General features: G+C 67.0%; 16 protein-coding genes. 9 read left to right on the forward strand and 7 right to left on the reverse strand.

Annotation, left to right across the window (positions count from 1 at the left end; translation table 11 throughout):
• Positions 1 to 31 precede the first annotated feature (31 nt).
• The 8 genes from CLM74_RS01910 (at position 32) to CLM74_RS01945 (ending at position 9,759) form a co-directional block, all read left to right on the forward strand.
• Entirely contained in the window at positions 32 to 3,031 is a 3,000-nt protein-coding gene (locus CLM74_RS01910; protein ID WP_105163311.1) for a TonB-dependent receptor, read from the forward strand.
• 83 nt (positions 3,032 to 3,114) lie between these two features.
• The gene (locus CLM74_RS01915) at positions 3,115 to 4,671 is read left to right on the forward strand and encodes a serine hydrolase domain-containing protein (RefSeq protein ID WP_105163312.1); all 1,557 of its coding nucleotides are present in this window, start codon (positions 3,115 to 3,117) and stop codon (positions 4,669 to 4,671) included.
• On the forward strand, positions 4,604 to 5,317 hold the full coding sequence (locus tag CLM74_RS01920; RefSeq protein ID WP_105163313.1) for a M15 family metallopeptidase: 714 nt from the start codon (positions 4,604 to 4,606) through the stop codon (positions 5,315 to 5,317). The genes CLM74_RS01915 and CLM74_RS01920 overlap by 68 nt, the downstream gene beginning before the upstream one ends.
• Before the next feature lie 529 nt (positions 5,318 to 5,846).
• Positions 5,847 to 6,218, forward strand: a complete 372-nt coding sequence (locus tag CLM74_RS01925; RefSeq protein WP_105163314.1) for a hypothetical protein — start codon at positions 5,847 to 5,849, stop codon at positions 6,216 to 6,218.
• Between the two features lie 227 nt (positions 6,219 to 6,445).
• Entirely contained in the window at positions 6,446 to 6,865 is a 420-nt protein-coding gene (locus tag CLM74_RS01930) for an EF-hand domain-containing protein (protein WP_025878233.1), read from the forward strand.
• A gap of 97 nt (positions 6,866 to 6,962) precedes the next feature.
• Positions 6,963 to 7,715: an HAD family hydrolase gene (locus CLM74_RS01935; protein ID WP_025878231.1), complete on the forward strand. Its 753-nt coding sequence runs from the start codon at positions 6,963 to 6,965 to the stop codon at positions 7,713 to 7,715.
• 31 nt (positions 7,716 to 7,746) lie between these two features.
• Positions 7,747 to 8,235: a hypothetical protein gene (locus CLM74_RS01940; RefSeq protein WP_105163315.1), complete on the forward strand. Its 489-nt coding sequence runs from the start codon at positions 7,747 to 7,749 to the stop codon at positions 8,233 to 8,235.
• A gap of 162 nt (positions 8,236 to 8,397) precedes the next feature.
• On the forward strand, positions 8,398 to 9,759 hold the full coding sequence (locus CLM74_RS01945; protein ID WP_105163316.1) for a VOC family protein: 1,362 nt from the start codon (positions 8,398 to 8,400) through the stop codon (positions 9,757 to 9,759).
• 128 nt (positions 9,760 to 9,887) lie between these two features.
• Here CLM74_RS01945 and CLM74_RS01950 read toward each other — a convergent pair whose 3' ends face one another.
• Positions 9,888 to 11,402: an acetyl-CoA hydrolase/transferase family protein gene (locus tag CLM74_RS01950; RefSeq protein WP_080150722.1), complete on the reverse strand. Its 1,515-nt coding sequence runs from the start codon at positions 11,400 to 11,402 to the stop codon at positions 9,888 to 9,890.
• 375 nt (positions 11,403 to 11,777) lie between these two features.
• On the opposite strand from CLM74_RS01950, the gene glnE reads away from it, so the two are divergent.
• Positions 11,778 to 14,573: a bifunctional [glutamate--ammonia ligase]-adenylyl-L-tyrosine phosphorylase/[glutamate--ammonia-ligase] adenylyltransferase gene (gene glnE, locus CLM74_RS01955; RefSeq protein WP_105163317.1), complete on the forward strand. Its 2,796-nt coding sequence runs from the start codon at positions 11,778 to 11,780 to the stop codon at positions 14,571 to 14,573.
• A gap of 292 nt (positions 14,574 to 14,865) precedes the next feature.
• Here glnE and CLM74_RS01960 read toward each other — a convergent pair whose 3' ends face one another.
• The 6 genes from CLM74_RS01960 to CLM74_RS01985 all read right to left on the reverse strand — a co-directional run bounded on the left by CLM74_RS01960 (position 14,866) and on the right by CLM74_RS01985 (position 18,797).
• Positions 14,866 to 15,426, reverse strand: a complete 561-nt coding sequence (locus CLM74_RS01960; protein ID WP_025878224.1) for a queuosine precursor transporter — start codon at positions 15,424 to 15,426, stop codon at positions 14,866 to 14,868.
• 74 nt (positions 15,427 to 15,500) lie between these two features.
• Positions 15,501 to 16,016 (reverse strand): hypothetical protein, encoded by a 516-nt coding sequence (locus CLM74_RS01965; RefSeq protein WP_025878222.1) that lies wholly within the window; start codon positions 16,014 to 16,016, stop codon positions 15,501 to 15,503.
• 32 nt (positions 16,017 to 16,048) lie between these two features.
• Positions 16,049 to 16,543, reverse strand: a complete 495-nt coding sequence (locus CLM74_RS01970) for a hypothetical protein (RefSeq protein ID WP_105163318.1) — start codon at positions 16,541 to 16,543, stop codon at positions 16,049 to 16,051.
• An 18-nt stretch (positions 16,544 to 16,561) separates the two neighbouring features.
• Positions 16,562 to 17,410, reverse strand: coding sequence for a DUF2145 domain-containing protein (locus tag CLM74_RS01975; protein WP_099782573.1), 849 nt, complete (start codon positions 17,408 to 17,410; stop codon positions 16,562 to 16,564).
• Positions 17,411 to 17,467: 57 nt separating this feature from the next.
• Positions 17,468 to 17,686: a hypothetical protein gene (locus tag CLM74_RS01980; RefSeq protein WP_032975596.1), complete on the reverse strand. Its 219-nt coding sequence runs from the start codon at positions 17,684 to 17,686 to the stop codon at positions 17,468 to 17,470.
• Positions 17,687 to 17,837: 151 nt separating this feature from the next.
• Positions 17,838 to 18,797 carry a mitochondrial fission ELM1 family protein gene (locus tag CLM74_RS01985; RefSeq protein WP_025878217.1) on the reverse strand — a complete coding sequence of 320 codons (960 nt, stop codon included), beginning with the start codon at positions 18,795 to 18,797 and terminating at the stop codon, positions 17,838 to 17,840.
• Positions 18,798 to 18,859 lie beyond the last annotated feature (62 nt).

Consider the following 18,859-nt stretch of genomic DNA (forward strand, 5'->3'; position numbering starts at 1 on the left):
ACCATTCAATTCTTGCAGGAGAGAGCAGGGGATGAAGGCTTACAACATCAAGCGGGCGGCCTTGTGCGTCGCCCTCGGCGCGTGCATGGCCACGCTGGCGCCCAGCGCATTCGCACAGGACGGAGCCGTGGTCGGCCGCCTGACCAGCGATGCCGGACAGGTGCCTGCCGGTGCCACCGTTACCGTGCGCAACCCCGCCACTGGCTTTGTGCGTTCGGTGCAGGCCGACAGCAAGGGCAGCTACCGCATTCCGCTGTTGCCGGTCGGCACCTATGACATGGAGGTCAGCCTGCCGGGTGGTGCTGCCAGCCGCGTCGGCCAGGTCACCGTTAGCCTGGGCAGTGCAACCACGGTGAATGTGCCGCTGGGCGCGGTCAGCACGTTGGGCACCGTTGAAGTACGCGCGCCGCAGGTGGTGTCGATGGTGGACGTGAAGTCCACCGAGTCGGCCACGAACATCACCCGCGAGGAACTGTCGCGGCTGCCGGTGGACCGTGACATCACCGCGGTAGCGCTGCTGGCGCCTGGCGCGGTGAAGGGCAAGGGCTCGCTGGGTGGACAGGGCATCTCCTTCGGTGGTTCGTCGGTGGCGGAGAACACCGTCTACATCAACGGCCTGAACGTCACCGATTTCTACAACCGGGTCGGGTTCTCGTCGGTACCGTTCTCGTTCTACCAGGAGTTCCAGGTGAAGACCGGCGGCTACTCGGTGGAGTTCGGTCGCAGCACCGGCGGCGTCATCAACGCCGTCACCCGCTCGGGCAGCAACGACTTCAAGGCCGGTGCCGAACTGGTGTTCGAGCTGCGCGCTTGGCAGTCGCAGGCGCGCGACCGCTATGACGGCGACGGCAGCCGTTACATCACCGCCAGCCGTGACGACTACTCGCGCAGTGCGCTGAATGTGTTCGCCTCCGGTGCGCTGGTGCAGGACCGGCTGTTCTTCTTCGGCATGTACGAAGCGCGCGACTACACGCCCAATTCGACCAATGATGCCGGTACCGTGTTCAACCGGGGTACCGCCGATGATCCGTTCTGGGGCGGCAAGCTGGATTGGCAGATCACCGACAACCAGATGCTGTCGCTGTTCGGATTCTCCGACAAGAGCGATACCGTCACCGACGTCTATCGCTACGACCATGACACCGGCACTGTCGCAGCCGAGCGCAACAACCAGATCTACAACACGGTGGGCGGCAGGAACTGGTCGGGCACCTACAGTTGGCAGGTCAACAACGATCTGACCATGAAGCTGATGTATGGCGAGAACAAGCGCAACCGCACGCAGAGCTCGTTGATGGACGAGAACTGCAACCGCGTGTTCGATAACCGCACTGCCAGCCAGGGCGTGCCCTCCAACCTGCAGGGTGACCGCAGCTGCACCAGCAGCTCGCAGCTGGAGTCGGCGCTGGATACGCGCAAGGCCGCGCGCGCCGACTTTGAATGGTCCATCGGCAACCATCTGCTGCGCTTTGGCCTGGACCGCGAAGAAAACACCTCCGACTACGAGCGCGCCTATCCCGGTCCCGGTGGCCTGCGCTACGACATCTACTACCGCACGCCGGGCAGTTCACTCAACGGCGGCACCGTGCCCGCCAGCGGCCTGGTCGCGCGTACCCGCCGCTACGAAGTGGCCGGTTCGTTCGAGACCATCAACTCAGCCTACTACCTGGAAGACAACTGGCAGGTCACCCCGAACTTCCTGCTCAACATCGGCGCGCGCGTGGAAGGGTTCGACAACAAGGGCGGCGACGGCGACAGCTACATCAAGATCGACAACATGATCGCACCGCGCCTGGGCTTCGCCTGGGACGTTCGTGGTGATGGCACCACCAAGGTGTTCGGCAACCTGGGTCGTTACTACCTGCCGGTGGCCAACGTCATCAACATCAAGCAGGCCGGTGGCTTCCTCGATGAGCGCACCTGGTATGAGTTCCTGGGCTACACCGGCGCCGCCAACAACGTGCCGAACCTGGGCGGCCAGATCGGTCCGGTCGACAATTCGCAAGGCGATGGCAGCGTCCCGGACCTGCGCGCCGAAGTGAACCGGGACATGGATCCGGTCTACCAGGATGAGGCGATTCTAGGCTTCCAGCACATGCTGAGTGAATCGTGGTCGGTTGCCGCAAGCGTCACCTACCGGCGCCTGAGCAACGCCATCGATGACATGAACATCACCGCCACCGGCCAGTGTGGTGCGATCGACGGCGTCTGGATCATGGGAAACCCCGGGCGCACGAACACAGTCTGGGGGGACACCAATTGCGATGGCAGCAACGATGGCTGGATCGACATCGACACCTCCAAGGAAGGCTGGGCGTTGTATGACGACGACGGCAATTACGTGGGCCAACGCGGCTGGGTGAAGCCCAAGCGTGACTACAAGGCGCTGGAACTGCAGGTCGATCGCGCGTGGGATGGCAAGTGGGGCTTCAATGCCTCCTATACGCTGGCCTACGGCCGCGGCAACGCCGAAGGCCCGGTCAACTCCGATACCGACTTCGCCGACGCTGGCCGCACCGAGAACTTCGACAACCCATGGGTGAACTACCGCGGTTATGGCTATCTGGCCAATGACCGCCGCCATCAGTTCAAGTTCCGCGGCAGCTACGCGCTGACCGAGAATCTCAGCGTGGCCGCCACCCTGGGCGTGCAGTCGGGCAGCCCGATCACCCGCTTCGGTGCGGGCAATCCCTTCGACGACACCGACTTCCACAGCTATTACGTGTGTGTGTCCAACTGCCAGTCGACGGTCCCCTCCGAACGTGTGTTCGTGCATTCGCCGCGCGGTGGCGATGGCCGTACCCCGTGGACCTACGATCTGGACGTCAGCGTTTCTTACAAGGTGCCGATCCCCACTGACCTGCGCCTGAAGCTGGCGGTGTACAACGTGCTCAACCAGCAGCGCGTGGTCACCGTGGACCAGGACTACGAACCGCAGGACAGCATCGGCACGCCGAACCCGATGTATGGTTATGGCATGGGATTCCAGTCGCCGCGCTATGCGCAGTTGACGGTGACCTGGAATTATTGAGGATGCATCTGCGCGCCGCCCTGCGGGGCGGCGTGGCTTGATGAACGCCGTACCTGCCTGCGCGCTGCCTGACGGAGACTGACTTGCATCGTCTGTTGCTACTGGCTGCAGCACTGGCCAGCCCCGCCGCCCCAGCAGGGGCGGTGGACACCGCACGCCTTGACGCCGACATCGCCTTCGTGGGCCAGCACGAGCACCTGCCGGGGCTGGCGATGGCGGTGGTCGAGGATGGCCAGGTGGTCTATCGCCACGCCGAAGGCGCGCGCGGTGACGGCGGCCGCATCGACGAAGACACGCTGTTCAAGATCGCCTCCAACAGCAAGGCGATGACCGCCGCGCTGCTGGCCACGCTGGTGGAGCAGGGCAAGCTGCGCTGGGACGACCCGGTACGCCGCCACCTGCCGGCGTTCCGCATGCATGACCCCTGGGTGGGCGAACACCTGCAGGTGCGCGATCTGCTGATTCACAACAGTGGCCTCGGCCTGGGTGCCGGTGACCTGATGCTGTGGCCCGAGCCCAATGCCTTCACCCGCAGCGATGTCATCGCCGGGCTGGCACACCTGAAGCCAGTCACCAGTTTCCGCAGCGGCTACGCCTACGACAACCTGATGTACGTCGTTGCTGGTGAGGTGGCTGCGGCCGCCGGTGGCAAGCCGTATGAGCAGCTGATGCGCGAGCGGGTGTTTGAACCGTTGGGGATGACCCGTTGCCAGGTGGGCGCATGGTCGGTGAAGCAGGTCGGCAATGTCGCCCAACCGCATGTGCGTCGCGATGGCCGCAATGTGGTGGCCGGTGCCGATGGAACGCTCAGCCCCGATCTGACGTCGATGGCGGCCGGTGGCATCCGCTGTTCGCTGCGCGACATGACGCGCTGGATGCAGGTGCTGCTGGACCCGGCGCTGGCACCGGCGTGGTTGGGCGCCGAGCAACGCCGCATGCTGTGGACGCTGCACATGCCGATGCCGTTGGGCGAACGCCAACGCAAGTGGGACAACGCCCACTTCTATGGCTATGGGTTGGGCTGGCGGGTGTCGGACATGGACGGGCACTGGAAGGTCGCGCACACCGGTACGCTGTCGGGCATGTATTCCTCGCTGGCGCTGCTGCCGGATCGCAAGGTCGGTGTGGTGATGCTGATCAACGGCGAGGCCGAGGACGCGCGTACCGCGCTGATGCAGTCAACACTGAAACAGTTCACCGCGCCGGATGACGCGCAACCTGTGGGGTACTACCTGGCCGAGCTGAAGGCCGATCGGGCCGCGCGTGCCGCCACAGGAAGTCGTGCACCCTCTACCCGGGCTGCCCGACCGGCTGCAACCACCGATCTGGCGCATTGGCAGGGGCGTTACCGCGATCCCTGGCTTGGCCCCGCCTCGCTATGCCCCACCAGCAATCGCCTGCGCTTCAGCGTGGACAAATCGCCCGCGCTGCAGGCAACAGTGAAGCAGTTGGAAGGGCGCTGGCTGTTGCAGTGGGATACGCTGGAACCCGCGGCACAGGCGTGGCTGAATCCCGATGCAGGCACGCCGACGCTGGAACTGCGCGCCATCGATCCGGAGATCGACTTCAGCTATGACTTCCAGGACCTGCATTTCACTCGTACTGGCGATTGCCCTGGCAGCGGCGGCGCACGCCGCTGAGCCGCCGCGCATCTCGCCCGCCACCGACGTCACTGCGGCGGGACTGGTGGAGATCCGCACGCTGTCGCCGCGCATCGAGATGGACATCCGCTACGCCGGTGCCAACAACTTCACCGCTGCGCGCGTGCCCGGCTATGAGGCGCCCGCGTGTTATCTGCTGGCGCCGGTGGCAAAGGCGTTGGCCGCTGTGGAAACCGACCTGCGCGCGCAGGGCTTTGGCTTGCGTCTCTACGATTGCTATCGCCCGGTGCGCGCGGTACAGGCGTTCATGGCCTGGGTGAGTGATCCGCAGGAACAGTCGCGCAAGGCGCTGCAGTATCCGGATCTGGACAAGCCGCAGCTGCTGAGCGACGGCTACATCGCCGAGCGCTCCGGCCACAGCCGTGGTGCCACCGTGGATCTGGGCCTGCTGGATTGCCGCAGCGGGCGCTGTACGCCGATGGACATGGGCACCGATTTCGATTTCTTCGGCCCGCGCGCGCATACGCAGACGCCCGGCCTGAATGACGCACAGAAGGGCAACCGCCAGCAGCTGGTACAGGCGATGGCACGGCGAGGTTTCGCCAACTATTCGCAGGAGTGGTGGCACTACACGCTGCAGCCCGAGCCGGACTCCGGTACCGCCTACGACATGCCAGTGCGGTAAGGGGTTGTCGGCAGGGCTGCGCCCTGCACCCGCCGAATCGACGGCAACGGCAACAGCAACAGCAACAGCAACAGCGGGCATTCCGTGGGATGGCGGGGTGGGGCCGGTTGCGGGGGCCGCTGCAAGTACGTCCATGTAAGCTCGGTCGCCGCATCCATGCGGCTCACGCCCCCGCAACCGGACCCACCCCGCCTTCGACAGATTTCCGCGATCTGTCGGAATGGCTTGGCGTGCTCCTGGTGGGTGTCGACCTTGGTCGACACGTAGATCCACGCCACGCGTGGATGCTCTTCGTTCAATTGTCGAAATATTCGATTCGATGGAAATCCATCCACGCATGGCGTGGATCTACTGAAGCCGCCGGTACTCGTCTGGGGAAGAGCCCCCTGAGTCAGGGGGCGGCCGCGAAGCGGCGGGGGTGTGGAAGCTGGTAAGCGTGGGAGCGACAGCGCGTATGCGATGGCGCGTACCAGAGCGCAGCCCTGCCGATACCCCTTACACTGGCCGCCTTCTCCTGCGTCCCCGCCTGATGAACCTTCCCCTGCATTTCGGCCTGTTCGGTACGCTCGAGGCGGGTCTCATCGCCCTGCTGGTCGGCCTGCTGGTGTATTTCCTGTGGCACCACCTGTGCCGGGTGCTGCACTGGACCGTGGGCCATGCGATCGGCTGGTCGTGCGTGATCGCGGTGATCATCTCCGCCGGCATCGACGCCTGGAAGCTGTTCTACATGGGCATCGTGCGGCTGGAGTCGCCGCTGTATGCGCGCCTGTTCCTGTCCACCATCCACGATCCGAACGAACTGGGCAGCCGCGTGGTGCTGGAGATCGCCGGTGCGCTCTCCGGTGTTGCATTGGGATGGGTGTTGTTCAGTTCGCGGTCATCGGAAAAAACCGTCGACTGACGCAGGTTTTTCGTTCGCTGCCGGTTAAATCCTGCAGCGCTGAATGCTCGTCTTACTACCTGCTCACTTCGCACTAACCATCGCGCTAACGCATGCGTCTGCGCCAGTGGTTAACCATGCGTGTTCGAGGGAATCGCGGCGCAAAATCGATTCAGAAACGCGGTGGCAGGGTAGGTGCCGTGCGGAGACAACGACCGCGCACTACCACCCTTCAGGAGACACCCCAGATGACTATTCGCAACCGCAAGCCCCTGATCGCCCTGATCGTCGCCGCCGGCAGCGTGTTGGCCATCCCGGCGATGGCGCAGTCGGCCAAGCAGCAGGCCGCGCATGCACAGAACGAAGCGGCGCAGGCCCAGCAGGCGGCGGCACAGGCCGGCCAGGCGGCCGACCAGGCTACCGACGCGGCCGCAGCAGCCTCGGCGCAGGCCAACGGCGGTGGCCAGACGTGGGCCAGCATCGATACCGATGGCAACGGCACCATCAGCAAGAGCGAGTCGCAGGTGAATGCGGGCCTTGCGCAGGTGTTCGACCAGGCTGATGCCAACAAGGACGGCCAGTTGAGCGCCGACGAGTACAAGGCCTACGTGGCCGCCCAGCAGGCGGGTGCCGGCGCGGGTGGCACGGCCGCGGGCCAGGGTCGCTGATCCACGGTTGAATTCGGGACAACCGGTGCATGGGCAACCCGGGTGGCTTCGGCCACCCGGGTTTTTTTCGTCATCGCCGCGCCTGTATCCTAGGGCGATGAACACCTCCACGCCTGCGCCCTCGCGCGCCATCGGCCTGGTCGGTTTTGACGGTGACGACACGCTGTGGAAGAGCGAGGACTACTACCGCAAGGCCGAGCAGGATTACCTGGACCTGCTGTCGCGCTACATCGACGTCCACGACACCCAGACCGCCCGCCACCTGCTGGAAGTGCAGCAGCGCCACCTCGGCGTGTTCGGCTACGGGGTGAAGAGCATGACGCTGTCGATGATCGAAGCGGCCATCGAGATCACCTCGCAGCGGATCGAAGCCAAGGACATCCAGCGCATCCTCGACATCGGCCATGACACCCTGCGCCATCCGGTCGAACTGATCGACGGCGTACGCGAGTCGGTGGCGGCCATCGCCGCGCGGTACCCGGTGGTGCTGATCACCAAGGGCGACCTGTTCCACCAGGAAGCCAAGATCAAGGTCGCGGCGCTGGCGGACCTGTTCCCGCGCATCGAGATCGTGTCCGAGAAGGACCCAGAAACCTATGCCCGCGTGCTGGCCGAGTTCGACCTGCCGATGCAGCAGTTCGTGATGGTCGGCAATTCGCTGCGCTCGGACATCGAACCGGTGATCACCCTCGGCGGCTGGGGTATCCACACCCCGTACGCGGTGACCTGGGCGCACGAGACCCAGCACGGCGTGGCTGACGACGAACCACGCATGGTCAACGCCGATACCGCCTGGGACTGGCCGGCGGCGCTGGCGACGATCGAGGCCAAGGCCGCTGCCGCGGCCTGACACGGCGCGGCCGCTGCGGCAGAATCGAAGCATGAAACTGCCACTGCGCGCCCTGCTGTTGTCCCTGCTGCTGGCGCCGGCCATCGTGCTGGCGCAGCAGACCGCCGAACGTTCGGCGACCTATGAGGTGGATACCGGCGATGCCTGGGTCGACACCCAGCTGGCCGACATCAACCACTACGCCGAGCGTTACCCCGATGCCTTCCTCGACGAGGTATCGCGCTATGCCGGTGTACCGCGCGGTTACATCGCCGCGCTGGCCACCACCCACCGGTGGCAGGCCGGCGACATCTATTTCGCCTGTTTCTGGGCCAAGGCCAGTAGCCAGACCTGCCGCGACAGCGTGCGCGCCTTCAGCCAGGACCCCGAGGGCGGCTGGGCCGAGGTGGTGAAGCGGATGCCGGCCAAGCCGCAGAACCTGCACTACCGGGCCGTTCGCCACGCCATCGTGGCCAGTTACGAGCACTGGGATCGGCCGATCACCCTCGATGCCACGCTGAAGCGCCAGTTGAAGCAGTAGCGCCGGGCCACGCCCGGCGAGCGCGCAGCGCGGCCCTGGGATTCGCCGGGCATGGCCCGGCGCTACCGATGTTCTTCATGTTGCTCTGCGTATCGCCGCCGCCGCGCGCTCCGGCGACAATACGGGTCCGAGCTGTTCCCCGTTCCCGTAATCGAGTGACTGATGAGCGCCTCTTTCGTTTCGCCTGATGTGATCCGCCGCCTGTTCGCCCAGGCCATGTCCCGCATGTACCGCACCGAAGTGCCGTTGTACGGCACGCTGGTGGAACTGGTGGAGCGGATCAACACGCAGAACCTGGCGCAGGACCCGGCGCTGGCCGCGCAGCTGCTGCGCAACGACGAGCGTGCCCGCCTGGATGAAGAACGCCACGGCGCGATCCGCGTCGGTACCCCGCAGGAACTGGCAACCCTGCGCCGCCTGTTCGCGGTGATGGGCATGTACCCGGTGGGCTACTACGATCTGTCGGTGGCCGGCGTGCCGGTGCATTCCACCGCCTTCCGCCCGCTGACCGCCGCTGCGCTGGCACTGAACCCGTTCCGCGTGTTCACCTCGCTGCTGCGCCTGGAGCTGATCGAAGACGAGGCGCTACGCGCACAGTCGGCCGAGATCCTCGCCCGCCGCCGCATCTTCACCGACGACGCACTGGCGCTGATCGACCAGGCCGAGCGTGACGGTGGCCTGACCCAGGCCGATGCCGAGCGCTTCGTCGAACAGGCGCTGGAAACCTTCCGCTGGCATGGCGACGCCACCGTCGACCTGCCGACCTACCATGCCCTGCACAAGGCGCACCGGCTGGTGGCCGACGTGGTCAGCTTCCGTGGCCCGCACATCAACCACCTGACCCCGCGCACGCTGGACATCGACGCTGCGCAGGTGGCGATGATCGAGCACGGCATGGCCGCCAAGGCGGTGATCGAGGGCCCGCCGCGCCGCGCCTGCCCGATCCTGCTGCGGCAGACCAGCTTCAAGGCGCTGGAAGAGGCGGTGCACTTCCCGGGCAACGAAGGCGGCGACGCCGGTACCCATACCGCGCGCTTCGGCGAGATCGAGCAGCGTGGCCTGGCGCTGACCGCCAAGGGCCGCGCGCTGTACGACCAGCTGCTGACGCAGGCGCGCGATGCCGACGGCGCGGGCAGCACCGGTGGCGACTATGGGCAGCGCCTGCAGGCGGTGTTCGCCAGCTTCCCGGATGACCACGACACCCTGCGCCAGGAAGGCCTGGGGTATTACCGCTACCAGCTGACCGACGCTGGCCGCGCCGCGCCGGAGCGCGTGGCCGATCTGCCGGCCGAAGTGCTGGTTGCTGCGGGCCTGGCCACGGCCGATCCGATCGTCTACGAGGACTTCCTGCCGGTCAGCGCCGCAGGCATCTTCCAGTCGAACCTGGGCGGCGGTGAGCAGCGCGCGTACGCCGCCCATGCCAATCGCGAGGCCTTCGAACAGGCGCTGGGCGCGGCGGTGAACGATGAGTTCGAGATCTACGAGCGCATCCAGGCCGAATCGCTGGCGAGCCTGCGCACCTGATGCGGCACACCCGCCGGGCATGGCCCGGCGCTACCAAGGTGCGATGCGGAACACCGCCGGGCATGGCCCGGCGCTACCAAGTTGCGATGCGGGGTAGCGCCGGGCCATGCCCGGCGAACCGGCAATACTCAGGCTTTCATGGTGCCCGTATCCAGCCACCGCTGGTGCCACGACAGCGCCTCCGGCAGCAGGTGCGGGGTGTGCTTGCCGTAGCTCTCGCGGCTGGCGCGGTCGAAGTAGTCCTGCAGCTGCGCGCGGAAATCCGGGTGCGCGCAGTTGTCGATCAGCACCTGCGCGCGCTTGCGCGGGGTCAGGCCACGCAGATCGGCCAGGCCCTGTTCGGTCACGATCACCGACACGTCGTGCTCGGTGTGGTCGACATGGCTGGCCATCGGCACGATCGCCGAAATGGTGCCGTTCTTCGCCGTCGACGGGCTCAGGAACGCAGACAGGAAGCCATTGCGCGCGAAGTCGCCCGAACCGCCGATGCCGTTCATGATCCGCGTGCCCATCACGTGCGTGGAATTGACGTTGCCGTAGATGTCCACCTCGATCATGCCGTTCATGCCGATGCAGCCCAGGCGGCGCACCAGTTCCGGATGGTTGGAGATTTCCTGCGTGCGCATGATGATGCGCTCGCGGTAGAAATCGATGTTCTCCTTGAACGTCTCGTTGGCCTGCGGGCTCAGTGCGAAGCCGGTGCACGAGGCATAGCTCAGCACGCCGTCGCGCAGCAGGTCGAGCATGCCGTCCTGGATCACTTCGGTGAACGCGGCCAGGTCGCGGAAACCACTCTTGGCCAGGCCGGCCAGCACCGCATTGGGGATGTTGCCCACGCCCGACTGCAGCGGCAGCAGGTTGGCCGGCAGGCGGCCGCGTTTCACTTCGTGCTGCAGGAACTCGATCAGGTGCGCGGCAATCTGCTCGCTGGTCGCATCGATCGGACTGAACGGGCTGTTTCGGTCCGGGCCATTGGTGCGCACCACGGCCACGATCTTGTCCGGGTCGCAGCGCAGCGCGGTCTCGCCGATGCGGTCGTTGGCATTGACCAGCGGAATCGGCTTGCGGTGCGGCGGCAGCGCGGTGCCGTAGTAGATGTCATGCATGCCGTCCACGCCGGCCGGCTGCCACTCGTTGACCTCGATGATCACCTTCTTGGCCAGGTCCAGCCAGGTCTTGTTGTTGCCCAGCGAGGTGGACGGCACCAGCGAGCCATCCTCGCGGATCGCCGAGACCTCGACCACGGCGGTATCGATCTCGCCGTAGAAGCCGAACCAGACGTGCTGGGCGACGTGGCTGAGGTGGATGTCGATGTAATCCAGCTTGCCCTCGTTGATGCGGTTGCGCGCATCCGGGTCGCTCTGGAACGGCATGCGCATGGCGATGCCATCGGCCTTGGCCAGCGCGCCATCGAGTTCCGGCGCGGTGGAGGCGCCGGTCATCAGGCTGATCTGGAAGGGCAGGCCCTGGGCATGCACCGATTCGATGCGGCGGGCCAGCTCAACGGGAACGGCCTTGGGGTAACCGGAGCCGGTAAAGCCGCTCATGGCCACGGTTTCACCGGGCTGGATCAGCGCGGCTGCGGCCTCGGCGGAGACCACGCGGTCACGAAGACGCGCGTTGGCGATGCGATCAACAGTCATGACGACAGCGTTTCTGGGGGGAATCCCGATTATCGGCCATCCCCTGCCGTACGGGGGGTTCTACCTTCGTGGAATGGTGTTTCCGGCAAGGCCTCTCCCATACCCGTCAGTTTTGTTTTGCAGTGCAGCGTGCAAAGTACTTTCGTACACCGCACGATGGCCCTGCATCCCGACGTGGGGGAGGGAGCAGAGCCCGCTGGCAGTTCGCTGCAAGCGGGCTTTTTTATTGCCTGTCGCCCAAGATGAATGCGCGGATTCCATTTTCGGTAGTGCCGGCCGCTGGCCGGCAACCCCAGCAACCTTCGGCGATATCGCAGCAAGCGGTCACAGCCCTTCGCCGTTGGCAAAGGGATGCGACCCCGCGAGAATCAGTGCATGACCCTCGCCCCCGCCGAATTGCCCGCCACCCTGCAGCCCCTCGTCCACCGCGCGCTGGCGCGCCTGGCCCAGGCAGTGCCCGATCCCATCCCGGCCGAACTGCAGCCGCTGCTGGTGCAGCTGGCCATCAGCAGCGACTTCGCCCTGGACACCCTGGTGCGCCAGCCCGGCCTGCTGGCGCAGCTGGCCGCGCCGGGCTGCCCGCCGCTGCCGGCGCCGGTGCTCGACCCGCTGCAGCCCAGCGACTGGCCGGCACAACTGCGACGCTGGCGCACGGCGATGTCCACCCGCTTGATCTGGCGCGACCTGGCCGGGCTGGATGACGTGCCGCAGACTCTGGCGGGCGCTACCGCGTTGGCCGAGGACTGCCTGCGCTTGGCGCTGGACGCCCTGCAGCAGGAGTTCGCCCAGCGCCACGGGGTGATCACCGATGACCACGGCCAACCGCAGCAGCTGGTGGTGTTCGGGCTGGGCAAGCTGGGCGGTGGCGAGCTCAACTTCAGTTCCGATGTCGATCTGGTCTACGCCTACGTGCAGGGCGGTGAATCCGACGGTCCGCGTGCGCTGGCGGCCGAAGAGTACTTCGCCCGCCTCGGCCAGCGCTTGGCCAAGCTGCTGGATGAAACCACCGTCGATGGCTTCAGCCATCGCGTCGACCTGCGCCTGCGCCCGTTCGGTAGCGCGGGCCGTGTCGCGCTGTCATTCGCTGCGATGGATCAGTACTTCCAGCGCGAAGGCCGTGACTGGGAGCGCTATGCCTGGTTGAAGGCGCGTGCGGTGGCGGGCGATATCGCCGCTGGCGAGGCCTGGCTGCAGACCCTGCGTCCGTTCGTGTACCGCCGCTACCTCGATTTCACCGCGCTCGACGGCCTGCGCGAGATGAAGGCGGCTATCACTGCAGAAGTCGCCCGGCGCGAGATGCACGACGACATCAAGCGCGGTGCCGGTGGCATCCGCGAGATCGAATTCCTGTGCCAAGCGCTGCAGCTCATTCGCGGTGGCCGTGAGCCGGTGCTGCGTGAGCGGCGGTTGCTGGTCGCGCTGGATGCCCTGGTGGCTGCGGGGCAGATCGCCCGCGATGATGGCGCCGCACTGCGCGAGGCCTATCTGTTCCTGCGCCGGCTGGAAAACCGCTTGCAGATGCTGCGCGATGCGCAGACCCATGTGCTGCCCAGCGATGCGCTGGATCGCGAGCGGATTGCCGTCGGCCTCGGCTATGCCGATTGGGATGCGCTGCGCGACGCACTGCGTGTGCAGCAGCAGCGCGTCAGTACCGAGTTCGGTGCGCTGCTGGCACCACGCAAGGGCCAGGCAGCGCCGGATGCGCTGGCCAACTACTGGCGCAGCCTGCCCGAAGGCAGCAACGCGCCGCTGCTGGCCGAGGCCGGTTTCCTCGATGCCAATGGCGCCGATCAGTCACTGCGCGATTTCGCCCAGGGCACGGGCGTGAAGTCGCTGTCCGATGCGGCGCGTGCGCGCCTGGACCGCGTACTGCCGGCACTGCTGCACGCCGCCACCCGTTCACCGCAGCCCGATGCCGCACTCAAGCGCGTGCTCGGCCTGCTGCAGGCAGTGCTGCGCCGTACCAGCTACCTGGCGCTGCTGGACGAACAGCCCAGCGCGCTCGCGCGACTGGTCGACGTGCTGGCACGCAGCGCGCTGCTGGCCGAGCGCCTGGCCGCGTATCCGCTGCTGCTGGACGAACTGCTGGACGTACGCGTGTCCGGGCCGATGCCCGACGCCGCCGGCATGCTGGCCGAATGCCGGCAGGTGCTGCCGGTGGAAGATCCCGAATCGCAGCTGCGCTGGCTCAATGAAACTCGCCTGGCGTTGAGCTTCCGCATGGCCATGGCCACGCTGGATGGCCGCCAGGGCGCGGTCGACAGCACCCGGCAACTGGCCGAACTGGCGCAGGCGGTAGTCATCACCGTGTTGGCGATGGCCGAGGCCGATATGCACGCCGCGCACGGCGCTATCGCCGGCGGCCGCTTCGCGATCATTGGTTACGGCAGCCTGGGCGGCCTGGAGCTGGGTTTCGGCTCGGATCTGGACCTGGTGTTCCTGCACGATCACCCGCCGGGTGTGGAAGCCAGTGACGGCGCGCGCCCGCTTGAGCCGGGCCGCTGGTATGCGCGCCTGGCCCAGAAGGTGATGGCGCTGCTGGCTGCGGTCACCGCCGCCGGCCGCCTGTACGACATCGACGTGCGCCTGCGTCCGGATGGTGGCAAGGGCTCGCTGGTGTCTTCGCTGGCCAGCTACACCGAGTACCAGCGCGATCGCGCATGGACCTGGGAGCACCAGGCGCTGGTGCGCGCACGCGGCGTGGCCGGCGATGCCAGCCTGCTGCAGGATTTCGAACAGGTACGTGCGCAGACCCTGGGTCGCGAACGTGATCGCGCAACGCTGTATGCCGATGTGGTGAAGATGCGCGGACGCATGCGCACCGAACTGGACCGCAGCGATGCCGCGCGACTCGATTTGAAGCAGGGCGCGGGTGGCGTGGTCGACCTGGAATTCCTGCTGCAGACCGGCGTGCTGGCATGCAGTGCGCAAATCCCTGCATTGCTGCAGCCGCGTGCCACGCCTGCATTGATCGACGCGCTGGCGGCGGCGGAGTTCCTGCCCGAAGCCACCGCACAGGCCCTGCATCGCGCGCATGCCACGCTGCTGGAGGTCGGGCTGGCCTGCACGCTGGATCGCCGGCCGCGCTTGGCACCGACGACGCCGGCCATCGAAGAGGCGTGTGCGGCGATCCGCGCCGCGTGCATCGCCGCGGAGCTGCCGTTCGCCTGAGTTCTTGCAATGGCGGTAGCAGCTTTGGGTAGGTGCCGACCGTGGCACCCACCAGATCAATGGTCTGGCGATGGCTTTTCATTGGTAGGTGCCGACCGTTGGTCGGCACAATCCCTCAGCTGCGATGAACCCTGAAGAAGCGTGCCGACCAACGGTCGGCACCCACCGGGTTCAGAGAGTGCGCCAACCAAGGTTGGCAGCTACCGGGTTCAGAGAGTGCGCCGACCAACGGTCGGCACCCACCGGGTTCAGAGAGTGTGCCAACCAAGGTTGGCATCCACCGGTGAGGCGGTCAGCCCGCTGTACGCAGCGGCGCCATCTTCCACAGCAGCGCGCGGAACGGGGCCAGCAGGCACACGCCGATCGCCAGCTTCACAGCCAGGTCGCCCGCCGCCCAGCTCACCCACGGCAGGGTGGAACCGGCGAAGGCGATCGACCAGAAGATCGTGGTGTCCACCGTGGCGCTGCAGGTGGTGGCCACCATCGGTGCGCGCCACCAGCTGCCGCGGCGCAGGCGATCGAATACGGTGATGTCCAGCAACTGGGCCACGATGAAGGCCGAGCACGAGGCGATCGCAATGCGCGGCGTCGCCACCCACACCGACAGCAGCACCGCCACCGCAAATCCGATCCACGCCACGCGGCGGGCCGGGCCCGGGCCGAAGCGGCGGTTGATCAGGTTGCTGACCAGAAAGGCCACCGGGTAGCTGAAAGCACCCCAGGTCAGCCAGTCATTGATCGGGTACTGCACCAGCACGTTGGACAGCAGCACCACCGCGCCCATGGCCAGCACCGCCAGCACCAGGGCGCGGGCGGTCAACGGGGCAAAAACAGGCGCAGGACGCACGGACATGGCGAGCCAGGGGACAAAAGGGATCGCCCATTATCCGCCCGGCCCGCCGCAAAGCCAAAAACGGCCGTTCAGTTTTACAGCTGCTCGCTCAGCGCGTCGCCGGCGGCATAGGCGGTCGGCACATAGGCCAGGGCCTTGCCGTCACTGTTCTTCACTGTCCAGCCGGCACCGGCATCGGTCGGGTCGAAGCGCACCTGCTGGCCGACCACGAAACCGGCCACCGGGTCTTCGCCCTCGATCGCCGGCCACTGCAGGGTGGCGGTCTGGTCGGCCTTGTCCGGCACCTGCAGCTGCACCTGGCGCTCGCCAGCGGCGGTGGTCGCCACCTGCTTCACTTCCATCGGCGGCAGCGGTACCGCAGGGGTGCGCTCGGCCACCCGGCCATTGCGCTCGCTGGCCTTGAACGGCGCCTTGGACAGCGCGGCCAGGCCCATCGAGGTGGCCAGCGGAACCGACACCACGATCAGCGAAGTGACCAGCACGCTGGCCTGGCCGCTGTTGATGTGCGGGGCGGCACCAGCGTGCACGGTCGGCACCGTCAGGGCCGAGAGCAGCAGGGCGGCGGCGGGGGCGCGCAGGGAACGAAGCATGGTGACCTCCTGGTCAGGGTGAAGGCAGCGGCTCAGCGCTGCGTATCGAAAATGTCGCGCGGACCGGTGGCTTCGGGCAGGTATTCCAGCGGCCGGCCCTGGTTGTCGCTCACCCGCCAGCCGTTGCCCGATTCAGCAGGCTCGAAATTCACGGTCTGGCCCACGTTGAACTGCACGGCCGGGTCACCGGGGCGCTTGGGCCATTGCATGGACGCGGTGTTCTGCGGGTTGGCGGGGTCCTGCAGCAGCACTTCACGGCGGCCATCGACGGTGGTGGAGATGGCGCTGACCTGCATCTGCGGCAGCGTCACCCGCGGGCCCTGGCCGGGGGGCATGCCCCCATCGTTGGTTTCCCCAGCCGCGGCTGCGCGCGCCCGTTCCACCATCGGCGCGGACATCTCCAGGCTCGGCCCCTCGGGCACGCTGTTCTGGATGATCACGATGCGGCGCTCGGCATGTGCCGGCGCTGCAGACAACAGGCTGCCGCACAGAAGCACGGCCAACGCGGAAAACTGCAGGTTGCGCATCATCTTCTCCTTGTCAGGTCAGGGCGCAGCGGCGGCAGTGTCGGCCGTCGCATGCGCAATGGTCAGTTCCTGCTGCAGCTGGCTGCGCTGGTGCAGGAAGTCGAATACCGATTCCACCGTCACCACCGAGTAGTTGCCGGAAATGCGTTCGCTGGCCGGATGGTCGGTGGTGGTGGCGTTGGCCACGAACAAGCGCGCACCCACGCGCTTGCCCAGGCCGATATGCAGCACGCTGGGCTGGTACTTCTGCGCGCGCAGCCATTGCTGTGCCTGTTCGCGCTTGACGATGACCGGGCCCCCTTCGGCCTGCGCCATCGCTGCGGCCAGCACTTCCAGGATCCACTGGTTGGAATTCTGGAAGTCGGTAGCGAACGGATAGGCCACCACGTTGTAGTTCGATTCGTGCAGCGCCTTGGGCTGGATCGCCGGCGCTGCCAGCATCCGCTTCAGTGCAGCCTGCAACGCCGGGGGCGGCACGCCGATGCGCAGATCGGTATGGGTGCCGCTTTCACCGACGAAATTGCCCAGGCCCTCGCGGTACAGCTGCGAGCTGTCGGTCTTGCAGCGGTTGAGCAGGTGCATCGCACGCCAGCGGCCGTCGTCCTCGCGCAGCAGGAAGGCCAGGTGGCTGTGGCGCAGGCCGTAGCGGCTCAGGTCCTGGCCGCCACGCGCGGCGATCACCACGTCCACGTCGGGCAGCGCATCCAGGCGCTCGGCCGTGGTCCACGCCACATCGAACATCGCCGCCTGCGCGGCCACGCTGGGGTAGCGCTCGCGGCAGGTGCCGCTGTCGGCCCATGCCGGCACGGTGGCCAGCAGGCCCATCGACAGCAGCAGGGCGCAGCGCAGGCGATGCAGACGTTCCATGTATACCGCTCCAGACGCGGGCAGGCCCGCGCGCCGATCATACCCGCATCGCTGGAATCAGCGCTCCACGCCCTTGCGCCGCAGTTCCTTGTCGCACGCATCGCTGATCGGCGCGATCGGCAACGGCGGGCGCTCGTTGCGCGGATTGCGCAGGGCCGGCTGCTCGCGGTAGGCATCCAGTTGCTGCTGGCAGGCGTGCGAGAGCGGGTCCAGTTCGGTAGGGGTGGTGGAGCAGGCGGCCAGCAGGGCCAGCGGCAGCAGAAGCAGGGTACGCATGGGGGACGTCCAGTCCGAGGGGGAGGCTGGACTCTAACCGCGCTGCGGGATCGAAATGTTCAAAAAACGCTGGAGGGGGTCGTGCCGGCCGCTGCCCGGCAACCCCATGATCTTCGGCCACGTGCACCTGGTTGCCGGCCAGCGGCCGGCACTACCGTGATGCCAGGCGCGCTTTGACCTCGGCGGCAATCCGCGTGGTTTCGCGCAGCGGTTCGATGCGGTCGTACTGCCAGTCCAGCCAACGCGGCTGCAGACGCCCGCGCTCGCGCAGCTGCTGCTGGAAGCGCGCCAACCGTCCCTGTGCGGTATCGGCCAGGGCCACCATCACCGGCATGCGGGTGGCGCTGGCCTCGGACAACAGGTTCACCGAATCGGGCGACACCACCACCCGGTTGGCCCAGCCGAGCAGGCCGGCATACGGGTTCACGCCATCGCCGCCATCGCCCCAGATCACATGCGGCAGATCGGCGAACTTCGCGCGCAGGATCTCGGCCAAGGCCGGCGGCGTGCGCCGCGACGTCGTCGCCAGCAGGCTGCCGCCCTCGCTGCGGATCTGCTCGGCCAATGCTTGGAACACATGCACCATCGCGGTTTCGTCCCACGGCGCCAGCGGCGTCGGGCCACCCACCAGCAGCGCGGTGCGCGGGCCGGGCAGGGTGCTGAAGCTGGCGAACGCCGCGCGGCCCCAGGCCAGCCAGTCATCGTCCACCGGGTTCAGGCTGCCGATCAGGGTCAGCACGTTGCTGCCGCGCAACGCGTCATGTTCGGGCACCACCACCACGTCCCAGTGGCGGGAACCGATGCGCGGGTCGAGGATCTGCACCACCTGGCTGCCGCGCGCACGCAGTACGCGCAGCGCGCCGGCGGCCTGGCGGCCACAGCCGATCGCCAGCGCGGGCGCATCGGCGGCGAGGGTTGCCAGGGCTTGGCCGTAGCCGTGCACATCACCGGGCAAGCGCCGCGGTGCCAGCCAGCGCCATGGCGCCCGGGGCTGCAGGATCAGGGGGCGGTGGGTGCCTTGGCGCAGCGCCGAGGCCAGCGCGACCGCCTGCCGGACATTGCCGGCACGGCCGTCGGTGACCGTCCAAGGCGCGCTCGATCGTTTCACCATTGGCATTAATTCGTTTCAGCCCTGCTGGGTGTTGCAACAGTCGCGACACTCTACACTGCGGA

The organism is Stenotrophomonas sp. MYb57 (assembly GCF_002966815.1).
Classification (GTDB): Bacteria; Pseudomonadota; Gammaproteobacteria; order Xanthomonadales; family Xanthomonadaceae; genus Stenotrophomonas; species Stenotrophomonas indicatrix.